Source organism: Pseudidiomarina sp. WS423 (assembly GCF_050750165.1).
Lineage (GTDB): Bacteria > Pseudomonadota > Gammaproteobacteria > Enterobacterales > Alteromonadaceae > Pseudidiomarina > Pseudidiomarina fusca.
In genome coordinates, this window is sequence record NZ_JBOJLN010000007.1 from 91237 (window position 1) to 104570 (window position 13334).

Below are 13334 nucleotides of genomic sequence, written 5' to 3' on the forward strand. Positions count from 1 at the left end.
ATGGCATGACCAAGATAAAGCACAAAGCCTATAGTGTGGCTGAAGAAGTCGCCCATGCGTTAACCCATGGTGCCGGCGCCATAGCAGCCATTGTCGGATTAGTGCTGATGCTGGCTTGGGCCAGTACTTATGGTGACACTTTTCATGTGGTCAGTGCGGCTATTTATGGCGGAAGTTTGATTTTATTGTATTCGGCCTCGACGCTTTATCATGCATTTCCGTGGCCGCGAATTAAGGCGTTTTTCCAGCATCTTGATCATGCCGCCATTTATGTACTGATTGCCGGCACCTACACCCCGTTCGCCTTGGTAAACTTACGTGGCGCTTGGGGCTGGACCCTGCTAGCCGTGGTGTGGAGCATTGCTATCTTCGGCGTGGTTATTGAGCTTGCGCTTAAAGAACGCAAGAAATGGCTTTCGCTAAGCCTCTACTTAGGGCTAGGCTGGATGGCCATTCTGGTGATTAAACCCATGCTAGATAACGTAGCCGCCGGAGGTTTGTGGTTATTATTAGGCGGTGGCTTAGCTTACACTTTTGGTGTGATTTTTTATGTCTGGAAGTCATTGCCATTTCATCACGCCATATGGCATCTCTTTGTTTTAGCCGGCAGTGTGCTGCACTTCTTATCCGTCTTTTATTACGTTTTGCCCCAGCCGAATATGATCTAAGTTATGGTAGCTTGCCTTTCCTAAATGAAAGGGCTATGGTTGCGCTTAAGCAAAGAGGGTAACCAGTTTTATTATGTTTAAGTACGATTATTCAATTCTAAGTACCGCACTCACCTTTCCAAATTAAGCCGATTGCAGTTTAAGCAATCGGCGTATCTTGTTTTTTCCAAAGCAACTAGCCATGTAGCTAATTAATGATTTTTCGTGTTTTAGTTCGGTAGGAGTAAAGCCGTGCTTGCGCGTATTTGGGGTTATTGTAACTCCGCCGCTTGTTTACATCAGTCATGGTTTCAATGTCAGCAATTTAGGGTACTACAAGACCCTTTGTTACTTGCCGATCTCTATCAACGCTTAGAACTCAGCGACCGTCCTGCATCAAAAATGAATGCACGGGTGGTGATAGGTTCGCGGGTAACCGTGCGTCAATTAAATGCCAATGATAAACAAGTTTTTCATCTGACAATTGTCGAGCCAAGTAGCGCTAACTTACAGCGACATAAGATCTCTTATCTTTCGCCGATGGGGTTAGCGCTACTTTCTTTGCCGTTAGGCGCTACTTTTTATTTGTCTGATAGGGCCAGTGAAAGTCACTGGTGTGTTGTTGCCATCAACTCAGCAGGAGATCATCATGAGTAAAGAAAAGCAGAAGAAAAAGCCGCAAAAAACGTTGAAAGAAAAACGTAGAGAAAAGAAGAACAAAGCGGACTAACCGGTACCATCAGGATAACCGAAAAAAAAGCCAGTCAGAACCTTCTGACTGGCTTTTTTAATCAAGCTGTTGTGACTAATCAATTAGCTACGGCTAGCTCGTTTACGCTCGTTCTCAGTAAGCAAGCGCTTACGAACACGAATTGATTTTGGTGTGATTTCTACCAATTCATCGTCATCAATAAACTCAAGAGCTTGCTCTAATGACATCCGAATAGGTGGCGTTAGTAACAAGGCATCATCAGTACCAGCTGCACGGATGTTGGTTAATTGCTTACCTTTCAGACAGTTTACGGTTAAGTCGTTAGAACGGCTATGAATACCAATCACCATACCTTCGTAAACTTCTTCCGCGTGGCCAAGCATTAACCGGCCGCGTTCTTGTAGGTTAAACAAGGCGTAGGCTAGGGCTTTACCTTGGGCGTTAGAAATCAAGACGCCGTTGATGCGCTGGCCAATGTTGCCGCCTTTAAACGGACCATAGTGATCAAAGCTATGGTAAAGCAAACCGGTGCCTGAGGTTAAGGTCATAAACTCAGTCTGGAAGCCAATCAAACCACGGCTAGGTACAACGAAGTCGATACGAATACGGCCTTTACCATCTGGGGTCATGTTGGTCATTTCAGCTTTACGCAAGCCAAGTTTTTCCATCACTGAACCCTGGTGTTGTTCTTCAATATCCACGGTCAGGTTTTCAAACGGTTCTTCTTTCACGCCGTCAACTTCGCGCATGATAACTTCAGGGCGAGATACCGCCAGCTCAAAGCCTTCGCGACGCATATTTTCAATAAGTACGCCTAAGTGAAGTTCACCACGGCCAGACACCCGGAAGCGGTCTGGGTTGTCAGTTTCTTCTACGCGTAAGGCAACGTTGTGCTTAAGCTCTTGTTGCAGGCGCTCAAGAATTTGACGCGAAGTAACATACTTACCTTCTTTACCAGCAAACGGAGAGGTGTTTACTTGGAACGTCATGGTTACTGTTGGCTCATCTACAGTTAATGCAGGCAGAGCTTCTACTGAGCCAGCCGCACATACGGTGTCAGAGATTTTTAATTCGCCTAAGCCAGTAATAGCAACGATGTCGCCGGCACTCGCTTTATCGGTTTCGATACGGTCTAAGCCCAAATAACCAAAGACTTGGCCAACTTTACCGTTACGAGTAGAACCATCAGCGCCAACCACAGTTACCTGCTGGCCAACTTTCAATGAACCACGTTTAATCCGGCCAATACCGATAATGCCCACGTAGCTTGAGTAATCAAGCTGTGAAATTTGCATTTGCAATGGACCATCACGATCCGCATCGGGCGGAGATACTTTGTCTAGAATGGTTTCAAACAACGCGGTCATGTTGTCAGTCACCACGTTATAATCGTGGGTTGCCCAACCGTTTAATGCAGAAGCATAAACGACTGGAAAATCTAGTTGCTCATCGGTAGCACCTAGGTTGTCAAACAGATCAAAAATTTGGTCGATAACCCAATCAGGACGAGCGCCCGGACGGTCGATTTTGTTTACAACAACAATCGGCTTCAAGCCATGCGCAAAAGCTTTTTGCGTAACGAAGCGGGTTTGTGGCATAGGTCCGTCAACGGCATCAACCACCAACAACACTGAATCGGCCATCGACAATACCCGCTCAACTTCACCACCAAAATCGGCGTGTCCAGGGGTATCAAGAATGTTGATACGGTAGTCTTGATAATTTACCGCTGTATTTTTCGCCAAAATGGTAATGCCACGTTCTTTCTCAAGATCGTTGGAGTCCATCACCCGTTCTTCAGCGCCACCGCGGCTTTCTAAAGTGCCGGAGCTTTGAAGAAGTTTGTCAACAAGGGTGGTTTTGCCGTGGTCAACGTGCGCAATAATTGCAATATTGCGCAGCTTGGAAAGTTCAGTTGCTTGAATTGTCATTGATAAAGCCTGTAAAAACGCGAGGATAGGACCCCAAAATGGCCACGCCGCGAGAATGTCACGAGTGGTTAAAATAGCGGCGTATTATACGCATACAGCTAACACTACGCTAGTTTTTTTACAGGCTTGTGGCAGCAAAAGACTTAACTTACGCTGTTATTGTCGTGTTTGAGGCGCTTACCCCAGCGTTGCTGGGCATAGCGACGAAGGCTCGGAACTGTATCAGTTTCGTCCATAATAGGCTGGCCGAGGATGGTTTCAATGATGTCTTCTAGTGTCACTAAGCCCATCCAAGTGCCATGCTCATCGTACACCAATGCCATATGTTGACGCTGCTGAATGAGTCTTGCCATCAGTTTTTCAACGTTCACCATCTCGCTAACAATTTCGGCTTCGCGGGCTAATTCAGCAATGTTTTGCGAGGTGTCTGACTCCAGTGCTTCATTGCGTAAGATAATGCCATGAGGTACTTCGTCTGCATCAATAATCGGAAAGCGCGAATAGGGCATCGATTTTACTCGATACAAAAAGTCACTGACGGTCTCATCTGGGCGTACAGATTCACACACCGTACGTGGTGTCATCACATCCCGCACACGAATGGTGTGCAGGTCCAGAATATTACTGATCACTCGACGCTCATCGGTATCGATGATTTTTTGCTCTTCACCCAAGGTCGCCAGCGCCTTAATTTCTGAGCGCACATCAACATCTTCTTCTCCACCAATACGTTTGGTGACTTGATCGGATAGCCAAATGAAAGGCTTCAAGATGAGGATCATCAGATTCAGGATGCCAGGCAATAAAGGAGCTAGCTGACGCCAGAATTTGGCACCGATGGTTTTAGGGAGGATTTCTGAGAGCACCAAAATTAAGACAGTCATGACTGCTGAGGCAATCGCTAAATAACCATCGCCAAACACCACACCAACTTGTGCACCTACGCCCGCTGCACCTGCAGTATGGGCTACGGTATTGAGGGTAAGAATAGCCGCAAGGGGGCGGTCAATATTATCTTTGAGCGCTTGTAGTTTGCCATGCAATGCCGGTTGTTCTGCCTTAAGTTGCGCCACGTAACTTGGCGTGATAGAAAGCAAGGCAGCTTCAAGAATGGAGCATAAAAAAGAAATACCAACGGCAATAAAAGCAAACAGAATCAGCAGGAACATGGGTTTCACATAAGTTAAATAAGACAAGCGATTGTGGCACAACTGTAAGCACAAAAAAAGGGGCCGCAGCCCCTCTTCGCAAGTACTTAAACGCTGGTTATTAGAAGCTGTAGCTGGCTGAGAACCAGAAGCTGCGGGCGCGTTCAGCCGTGTTGTAATCGGGCGAACATAAGTACTCAACTTCATTGTCGGCTAGCAAACAGCTGCGGCTAGACAAGTCGGTATCAAGCAAGTTGTTGATTCTGGCCCGTAAAGTCCATGATTCAGAGAGCTCGTAGTTAGCCCCTAAATGCAACAGTTCGTAAGCTTTGTAATATTCCTCAACGGTTTCAGGGCCGGCCGGGCCGGTCACGTTGGCGGTACCACGGAAGCGTTCACCACGTACTTCGGCACGTAAATCAAAGCTCAGTGCATCGGTTAGGGCGTAACTTAGCGTAGCATTGGCCATGTGCTCAGGCGTATTGACCAAGGGTAAACCTTTGTCAGCGCCGCTGCGCACTTCACTGTGAGTGTAGGTGTAGTTACCGCGTACGCTTAAAGCATCGGTAATATCGTATTCAGCATACACCTCAGCACCTTTGGTGACCGCTTTGTCAACGTTGGCATATTGAGTAAAGTAGTCGTAGCCAAGGTCCGCCCAACCCTCACCAATGTCTACACAATACTGACCTGGCTGTGCGATCTCACAGTTAGGGGCACTGTCTTGACGAATGATTTTGTCGTCAAACTCGTTGTAGAACACGGTGAGGTTGGCGGTAAAGTCGTATGCGTTATCAAAATACACGGCCGCTTCGTAGTTCACGCTCGTTTCTGGTTGCAGGTTAGGGCTACCCACCAAAGGAATGGTACCTTGGCGACCAAAGCCAGTGATGCCAGGGAAGAGATCATTGGGTTTAGGTGCTTTATAGCCGGTGCTGATCCCGCCTTTAACGGTCCAGTCTGGGTTAATGCTGTAGTTTAAGTAAACGCGCGGACTCCACTGTCCAGAGAAGATATTGTGATGATCGTAACGGGCGCCAGTCGTTAAGGTCAGCGAGTTGGTTGCATCAAAACTGTTCTCTGCAAAAATAGCCCATTGGCGATGGTCTTGAGTGGTTCCTGCGCGATAATCACTACCGTAAAAACCAAACACCCCGTCTTCCATGGAGACATCAAGGTATTGCACCCCAGTCACCAGCTTATTGCGGGCGAAGCTCATCTCAAAAGTCGAATCAAAAATCCAGTTGGTCAGTTTTAGTGGTCGATTAGGGCGAGGTAAGTATTCGCTCTCAATCACCGCGCGAATATCATCAGTCAGTACCGGTCGGCTCACGCCTTGGTCTGCGACTGCTTGGTCCCACAGCTGTTGAAACGCAGCACGTTCTGCCAAAGACAGCGGTAAGCTACGGCCTAAGTTCTCGCTGATACTATGGGTGATGCTATTGCGCCATACGCCAGCATCAAAGGTACCAATATGAGAGAGCACAGCTTGCTCACGTTGCACCCGCTGGTAAGGCGCATAACCAACCCGGGGCTCAACTAAACCGTTGCCGCCAGCTCGCCACATGTTCTCGGCAGAATCAAGCGTACCCACTTGGCTTTGAGTGTTATCGTAGCGCTGTTTAGCTAAATCGTAACTAAGCGCAAAGCGCTGCTTTTCAGTCAGGTTATAGTCTAAAGTAGCACCGTAGTTCCAAGACTTACCGCCGACAATCTTGCGGTCGCCAAAGCTGCCTGAATCGGTCCAAGTGCTGCCATCGGGCAACGGCAGTTCAGTCACGTAGCCCGGTTCACTAGGCTCGCGCCAATAACCACTGCCGCGTAAGGCAAGGCTCAAGGCCTCGTTAATAGGACCGGTAAGGTAAAAATCAACTTTTTGGTCATTGCCGTATTGGTCATCTTCTTGCAAAGTACCAGCTACCGACACATCTCCGTGCCAAGCATCTAGGGTGCGGCGAGTAATGATATTCACCACCCCACCAATGGCATCGGTACCATACAAAGTAGACATAGGCCCGCGTACCACTTCAATGCGTTCAATAGCTGCCAACGGCGGCATGTACATATACTGACTGTTACCGAAGTTGTTAGGCCCAATATCACCGGTATCATTTTGGCGACGGCCATCAATCAACACTAAGGTGTATTCAGCGGGTAAGCCGCGCATGGTGATACTTAAGTTACCGTTCTTATCCTGTCCAGAACCTACATCAATACCTTCTATATCACGCAAGGCATCGGCTAAGCCCGAATAGGGTTTGGTTGCCAAATCTTCGCGAGTTACCACGGTTACACTCGCTGGTGCATCAATAACCTTGGTTTCGTAGCCCGCAGCAGTAACCACGATCCGCTCTACGCGGTCTTTTGCATCAGGGTCTGGAACCGGTTCGCCAGCAGCCATAGCTGGCGCTTGGATAGTGGTGAATACCAGTGATGCAATCATTAAAGCAAGCGGTGTAGGACGAGTCCGAAGTGACATAAAACAACCTTTTAATGAAAATTAATGAATCCGATGTTGCAAATGATAATAACTCTCATTTATCATGTAAACAGTTAAATGATAATAATTCTCAAAAACATTGACCAAGTCGGTTTTTGCTTTGAGAGCTCAACTAGGTAGAACGGATTCGAAGAATGTGCCCAATCACTTCATCAACAAGTCAATCGCCTAAATCCAAGCGCCGTCATGCTGCACAGGATAAACCCACGCGCCGCAAATCAGGCTGGCGCGATCTGAAAGCTTGGCATTGGGTTAGTTCAGCCGCCTGCTTAGTTGCGACACTTTTGTTCGCGCTTACGGGCATCACCTTAAACCATGCGCATCAGCTAGAAGCCTCGCCCTCTACAACAGTGATAGAGCAGCAGCTGCCCACGGCTGTGGTACAGGCAATGCAAGCCCGCCAGCAGCAATTACTCGAAGGGTCTTACAGCGCGGAAGGGCCTCTACCAGCGGTGTTCAGAGGTTGGTACTTAAGTTCGCAGCAGCAATCCTTGCCTGCTGAAAAAGCCGCCCAGTGGGACGAGTTTGAGGCCTATTTTGGCTTACCTCGGGCCGGTGGTGATCTCTGGTTTCGAGTCGATTTAGAGACCGGCATGTTTTACCAAGAAAGCATTGATCGAGGCTGGATTGCCTATTTCAACGATTTACACAAGGGCCGCAATACCGGCTGGGGATGGATAACTATGTTAGATATTTTAGCGGTCGTGATGCTGGTGTTTTCAGTAAGCGGTTTATTGTTATTAAAGCGCTATGCCAAAGGTCGTAAATCTACTTGGTGGTGGGTAGCTCTGGGCGTGGTTGTTCCTTGGTTAGCCTTGTTGGTACCAGCCCATGCAGCACAAGCCGCTTCGCCCAAGCAGATGCTATTGCACGTAGAGATCCCGCAGTTAGATGTGGCTGAATACCATCGACCTTATGTTGCTATCTGGTTAGCCGATGCGAAACATCAACGGGTGGCTGACCTCGCCGTTTGGTATGACGGCAAACTAGCAAATAAAGAGGGCGAAAAATGGCTCAAGGATATGCGTCAATGGTGGCGCCGCAGTGGCCGCATGGCCACCATGCCGATTGATGGCGTTACTGGAGCAACCCGCCGTCCGGGCAGCCATAACCTTAATTTAAGCCAATTTTTACCGCAGTTAGCCGAGCTACCGCCAGGTGAGTATCGGTTGAATATTGAAGCCGCGCGTGAGGTTGGTGGTCGTGAACATCTACAACTGCCTATCACCCTGCCATTGCAGGCACCGGTGAGCGCTCAAGTGCAAGGTCAACACGAGCTCGGCCTGATTAAGTTAAGCGTAACAGCACAATAATCACGCGAATCTGAATGTGAACACTTACTATCTTTGATTGAAATAGAAAGAAAGGAAACTAGCATGCGTTATATTATTTTATTCGGGGCCCTCGCCCTAAGTTTTTCGGCCGAGGCGCATCGCGCTTGGATCAAACCTGATGCCACGGTGATTTCTAAAGAAAATGCTTGGGTCACCTTTGAGGCGGCAGTTTCTAACGAAATATTTGCTCGTGACCATGTGGCGTTCCGCCTGAATGGGGTTGTGGCATTAGCACCCAACGGTCAGCCGCTAGAGTTACAGAATGCCCATACGGGTAAATTGCGCTCCGTTTTTGATTTGCAGCTTACCGAAAATGGCACCTATAAAGTTGTTACCGCATCGAAAAACCTGCAAGCCCGCTGGGTAGATGCCAACGGTGAACGTCAATTCTGGCCAGGTCGTGGGGTTACGCCTAAGCCGGGTGATTTTGAGCGTGAAGTGCCAAAACAAGCGCAAGATTTAACCATTACTGAATACTCGCGTCGGATTGAAACTTTTGTGACCAACGGAGCCCCGAGCGATACGGTGTTGGCGCCAACTAACCAGGGCTTTGAAGTGGTTCCAGTAACCCATCCAAACGATTTGTACGCTGGCGAAACCGCAGACTTTAAAGTGCTGTTTGATGGCAAGCCTGTAGCTGGTGCTGAAGTTACTGTTATTCGTGAAGGCATGCGCTACCGTGCGCAGCAAGAAGAGCAAACAGTGACCAGTAATGGTGCCGGCGAATTCTCAGTAACTTGGACCGAGGCCGGCCAGTATTTTATGGAAGCTGAGTATCAAGACGACCAAGGTAAGGCCCCTGCAACTCAACGTAGAGGCAGTTACGGCGCGGTTTTCGAGGTTCTTTAGAAAAAAGCGAAATAAATCATCCCAAGTTGCTAGAATATGCTCTATAATTTTTTCTATAGAGTTTTCTAGCAAGGGGATGAAGATGATTTTAAATCGTAGTTTAGTCGGCCTGATGTTCAGCGCCGCACTCGTTTTAGTCACCAGCAGTGGCATGGCTCACGCCACCGATTACACCGTAAAGCAAGCATCTATTGCTGAATACATTCATTTGCAAGGGGTGGTTGAGTCAACCAACAGCGCGACCGTATCAGCGCAAGTTTCTGGCCGTATTGAAGCCGTTAACGTGGATGTTGGTGACCAGGTTGAAGCGGGTGCCACCATAGTCACCATCACCTCCGTTGATCAATATCAAGCTGTGGCTCAGGCCCAAGCCCAAGTAGCGGCAGCACGAGCAACCCTAGTGGCTGAGCAGCAGGAATTTGATCGAGTCACTAAATTAGTGGCGCAAAAGTTAGTGCCCGATGCCGAACTCGATCGGGCTAAAGCGCGCTTAGACAATGCTAATGCCCAGTTAAAGGCGGCACAAGCAGCAACCAAACGCGCCCAAGAGCAACTGTCTTATACCGCAGTCAAAGCTCCTTACAGCGGTGTCGTGAGTGAGCGTTTCGTTGAGCCCGGCGAATTAGTGCAGCCAGGCACTCCGTTGATGTCGGGCTTTGATCCGGCCGAATTACGAGTGCATGTTGATATTCCTGCGCTGTTTGCAACGGCAGTTGAGCAATTCAAATGGGCTGAAGTGGCCGGCTTAAAGCCCGTAGCACAGCGTCTATTTCCCACCATTCATAGTGCCTCCAGTACCGTGCGATTACGATTAAATTTGCCTGCAGACGGTAATCTATTACCCGGTCAGTGGTTACCGGTGGTCGTGCAAGTGGGTGAGCACGAGGGCCTTCTAGTACCGCAGCAGGCGGTGTTGCAACGTGGTGAACTGACCATGGTGCGAATGCAAGATAATAGCTGGCGTGCGGTTCGCTTAGGCCTCACTCAAAATGGTCAGGTAGAAGTGGTCAGCGGGCTAAAAGCTGGCGAGGTTATTCGTTATGAGTAATAAACCACTAGGGATTGCAGGTAAGTTTGCAGCCTGGGGTGAGCGCTCCCAACTAACCCCGCTGTTGGCGCTGTTTGGCTTAATTCTGGGGATTATGGCGGCGATGATCACGCCGCGCGAAGAAGAGCCCCAAATTGATGTGACCATGGCTGATGTCATGATCGCCTTTCCCGGTGCGGATGTGAGTCAAGTTGAACAGCAACTGACCACACCGTTAGAGCGTCATTTTGCCCGCATGCAGGGTATTGAGCATATTTTCTCGGTGTCACAGCCTGGCCAAGCCTTAGTGACGGTGCAGTTTGAGGTAGGCATTGCGCGCGACACGGCATTGGTGCAATTGTTTGATACGTTAGCCGGTTGGCAGCAACAGCATCCGCAATTTACCCAACCGCTTGTGAAAGCTCGAGGCATTGATGATGTCCCAATTTTAGGGCTAACCCTAACCGGCGCTGACTTAGAGCTAAAGGATGTAGCTGATAGTCTGATTGAGCCGCTGCAAAACGTCGCCGGGGTGCGAGACATCAGTATTATTGGTGCCGAGCCCGAGCAAATAAATGTCACCTTAGATAACACCGCCCTCACTCGTGTTGGTTTGGATTTTAATGCGGTTAGCCAAGCGCTAGCTAGCCAAAATCAAAGTGGGCAAGCGGGGTATCGATTACAGGGCAATCAGTACATCCCAGTGCAAGTAGGTGGGTTTATTGAAAGTGCTGAGGCGCTGAGCAATCTGATTGTAGCCAATATTGATGGTAAGCCAGTGCGCTTGCATCAAGTGGCGGAAATATCAACCCAAGCAGAAGTACCGTCACAGTACGTGTGGTCGCGGCAAAAGGGGGGTGAGCTTGCACCAGCAATAACCTTAGCCATTACCAAAAAGGCAGGCGAAAACGCCGTGGTGGTAGCCGAGCAAGTACTCGCTCGTTTAGCTACCATGCAGCAGCAATTGTTGCCTGAACAATTGCAGGTAGAAGTCACTCGCAATTACGGCCAAACTGCAGACGATAAAGCTTCTAAGCTGATCCAAAAACTGATCTTTGCGACTATCTCGGTGGTGGCTTTAGTGCTGCTCACACTTGGTAAACGTGAGGCCGTGGTGGTGGGCAGTGCGGTGGTCTTAACCCTAGCCATGACCTTATTTGCATCGTGGGCGTGGGGCTTTACCTTAAACCGCGTGTCGCTGTTTGCCCTGATCTTCTCGATTGGTATTTTGGTGGATGACGCTATCGTGGTGGTAGAAAATATTCACCGCCATTTAGGGCTGGGCAAGTCACTTAAAACGTCCATTCCTGCTGCTGTAGACGAAGTAGGTGGGCCAACGATATTGGCAACCTTCACGGTGATTGCCGCGCTCTTGCCCATGGCCTTTGTTAGTGGCTTAATGGGCCCATACATGAGCCCCATTCCTATCAATGCATCTTTGGGAATGTTGCTGTCGCTGCTGATTGCGTTAACCGTTACCCCTTGGCTGGCGCGCCACTTACTCAAAGATGAGCATCATCAAGAGCAGCAAAGTGATAAATTGCATCGTTTCTTTCATAAGCTGATGCTACCGCTGCTAACTCATCGCAAACGTCGCTACCTGATGGGCTTTGGCCTCATTGGCCTGATTGTGGCGATGCTCGGTCTTGCGGTGGTGCAAGCAGTGGTGATGAAAATGCTCCCGTTTGACAACAAAAGTGAAATTAAGCTGGTGTTGGATATGCCCGAAGGCAGCACCTTAGAGCAGACCAACGCGGTGCTGGTGGAACTAGCGCAGACGCTTGATAGCGTGGACGAAGTAGCCGCGACGCAGATTTATGCGGGTACCGCATCACCGATAGGCTTTAATGGTTTAGTGCGGCAGTACTATTTGCGCCAAGGCGCTAACATGGGCGATGTGCAAGTCACTCTGAAAGAGCTTGGCGAGCGAGAGCGGGCAAGCCATGAGTTGGCCTTAGCCATTCGCCCGTTACTGACACCTATTGCCGAAGCTGTTGGCGCGTCATTGAAAATCGTTGAAGTGCCGCCAGGGCCACCGGTGATGGCACCCATTGTTGCAGAAATTTACGGCCCAAGTGCACAGGCTCGGGCTGATGCCGCTCAGTTAACCTTGGCACAACTGCAGCAAACCGAAGGTGTGGTGGATATTGATAGCACCTTGGTGAGCGATAGTTTAGAAGAAGTTTGGCAGGTTAACCGCGAGCGTGCGGCGCAATTAGGAGTGACGGCTGAACAAGTGGTACGGGTATTGCAAACGGCCTTGGCAGGGATGGATGTCACTTATTTAGCCATTCCCCATCAAACCCAACCGGTAGCAGTAAAAGTACGGTTACCAAACACTTGGCAAGGTCAGTTAAGCCAGCTGCAAAATGTCACTGTGCTATCACAAACCAGTGGCCAGGCGATTCCGGTGGCGGAGCTTATCGACCGAGTTCAGCGCCCTTATGCCCAGCCGATTTACCACAAAGACCTACGTCCGGTGGTTTATGTGACGGCAGATATGGCGGGTGATTTGGATAGTCCTTTATACGGTTTGTTTGCCGCAGCTGGTGACATTGAGTTGCCACAAACCTACATCAGCCAGCCCGATGTGTGGGATACGGCTGCACTAAAATGGGATGGAGAGTGGCAAATCACCTACGAGACCTTCCGTGATATGGGAGCTGCCTATGCCGTCGGTTTGTTGTTGATTTACTTGCTGGTTGTGGGCCACTTTGGCAGCTACGCGGTACCGCTGGTAATCATGGCTCCGATCCCGCTCACCCTGATAGGGATTATGCCAGGGCATGCGTTACTGGGAGCACAGTTTACCGCAACCTCGATGATCGGGATGATTGCGTTGGCTGGCATCATTGTGCGCAACTCCATTCTCTTGGTGGATTTTGTCCGCGAAGAAGTGGCGGCTGGCAAGGATTTGAACGAGGCAGTGATAGAAGCTGCAGCGGTGCGAGCTAAGCCGATTGTATTAACGGCACTAGCGGCCATGTTGGGGGCGTTCTTCATTCTGGATGACCCGATTTTCAGTGGTTTAGCAGTGAGTTTGATCTTCGGTATCGCAGTATCAACAGCATTAACCTTGGTGGTTATTCCGCTGCTGTATGCGTCGTTATTACGACGCAAGGCTAAGCATCTTTAATTGTTCAACCTTGTTCGTTACTGATTGATTGCGAAGGGCTCCGTGGGTGG

The 13334-nt window shown here is 49.3% G+C and carries 9 protein-coding genes; 6 read left to right on the forward strand and 3 right to left on the reverse strand.

The features are described 5' to 3' along the window. Positions 1 to 5 precede the first annotated feature (5 nt). The gene (gene trhA / locus ACQ661_RS08005; protein ID WP_110076986.1) at positions 6 to 668 is read left to right on the forward strand and encodes a PAQR family membrane homeostasis protein TrhA; all 663 of its coding nucleotides are present in this window, start codon (positions 6 to 8) and stop codon (positions 666 to 668) included. Between the two features lie 231 nt (positions 669 to 899). After that, a complete protein-coding gene (locus tag ACQ661_RS08010) occupies positions 900 to 1304 on the forward strand; it encodes a GreA/GreB family elongation factor (RefSeq protein ID WP_153826256.1) in 405 nt (134 codons plus the stop codon). Positions 1305 to 1460: 156 nt separating this feature from the next. Here the strand turns inward: ACQ661_RS08010 and typA are convergent, their stop codons facing one another. The 3 genes from typA to ACQ661_RS08025 form a co-directional block, all read right to left on the reverse strand. Beyond that, the gene (gene typA / locus ACQ661_RS08015; RefSeq protein ID WP_153826255.1) at positions 1461 to 3290 is read right to left on the reverse strand and encodes a translational GTPase TypA; all 1830 of its coding nucleotides are present in this window, start codon (positions 3288 to 3290) and stop codon (positions 1461 to 1463) included. Positions 3291 to 3433: 143 nt separating this feature from the next. Further along, complete coding sequence (locus tag ACQ661_RS08020) at positions 3434 to 4459, reverse strand: CNNM domain-containing protein (RefSeq protein ID WP_431668102.1); 1026 nt, start codon at positions 4457 to 4459, stop codon at positions 3434 to 3436. 100 nt (positions 4460 to 4559) lie between these two features. Continuing rightward, positions 4560 to 6917: a TonB-dependent receptor domain-containing protein gene (locus ACQ661_RS08025; RefSeq protein WP_258306597.1), complete on the reverse strand. Its 2358-nt coding sequence runs from the start codon at positions 6915 to 6917 to the stop codon at positions 4560 to 4562. Positions 6918 to 7072: 155 nt separating this feature from the next. Between ACQ661_RS08025 and ACQ661_RS08030 the strand changes: the two genes are divergently transcribed. The 4 genes from ACQ661_RS08030 (at position 7073) to ACQ661_RS08045 (ending at position 13284) form a co-directional block, all read left to right on the forward strand. Next, complete coding sequence (locus tag ACQ661_RS08030; RefSeq protein ID WP_431668103.1) at positions 7073 to 8251, forward strand: PepSY-associated TM helix domain-containing protein; 1179 nt, start codon at positions 7073 to 7075, stop codon at positions 8249 to 8251. 63 nt (positions 8252 to 8314) lie between these two features. Continuing rightward, positions 8315 to 9121, forward strand: coding sequence for a DUF4198 domain-containing protein (locus tag ACQ661_RS08035; protein ID WP_110075627.1), 807 nt, complete (start codon positions 8315 to 8317; stop codon positions 9119 to 9121). An 82-nt stretch (positions 9122 to 9203) separates the two neighbouring features. Further along, positions 9204 to 10169 carry an efflux RND transporter periplasmic adaptor subunit gene (locus tag ACQ661_RS08040; RefSeq protein WP_181394903.1) on the forward strand — a complete coding sequence of 322 codons (966 nt, stop codon included), beginning with the start codon at positions 9204 to 9206 and terminating at the stop codon, positions 10167 to 10169. Further along, positions 10162 to 13284 (forward strand): efflux RND transporter permease subunit, encoded by a 3123-nt coding sequence (locus tag ACQ661_RS08045; protein ID WP_110075625.1) that lies wholly within the window; start codon positions 10162 to 10164, stop codon positions 13282 to 13284. Before ACQ661_RS08040 ends, ACQ661_RS08045 begins: the two co-directional genes overlap by 8 nt. Positions 13285 to 13334 lie beyond the last annotated feature (50 nt).

Excerpts from the sequence above, each read along its gene's own strand:
- trhA (WP_110076986.1), top strand. The coding sequence starts at position 6 with ATGACCAAGATAAAGCACAAAGCCTATAGTGTGGCTGAAGAAGTCGCC.
- typA (WP_153826255.1), bottom strand. The coding sequence starts at position 3,290 with ATGACAATTCAAGCAACTGAACTTTCCAAGCTGCGCAATATTGCAATT.
- ACQ661_RS08045 (WP_110075625.1), top strand. The coding sequence starts at position 10,162 with ATGAGTAATAAACCACTAGGGATTGCAGGTAAGTTTGCAGCCTGGGGT.
- ACQ661_RS08035 (WP_110075627.1), top strand. The coding sequence starts at position 8,315 with ATGCGTTATATTATTTTATTCGGGGCCCTCGCCCTAAGTTTTTCGGCC.
- ACQ661_RS08040 (WP_181394903.1), top strand. The coding sequence starts at position 9,204 with ATGATTTTAAATCGTAGTTTAGTCGGCCTGATGTTCAGCGCCGCACTC.
- ACQ661_RS08020 (WP_431668102.1), bottom strand. The coding sequence starts at position 4,459 with ATGTTCCTGCTGATTCTGTTTGCTTTTATTGCCGTTGGTATTTCTTTT.
- ACQ661_RS08025 (WP_258306597.1), bottom strand. The coding sequence starts at position 6,917 with ATGTCACTTCGGACTCGTCCTACACCGCTTGCTTTAATGATTGCATCA.
- ACQ661_RS08030 (WP_431668103.1), top strand. The coding sequence starts at position 7,073 with ATGTGCCCAATCACTTCATCAACAAGTCAATCGCCTAAATCCAAGCGC.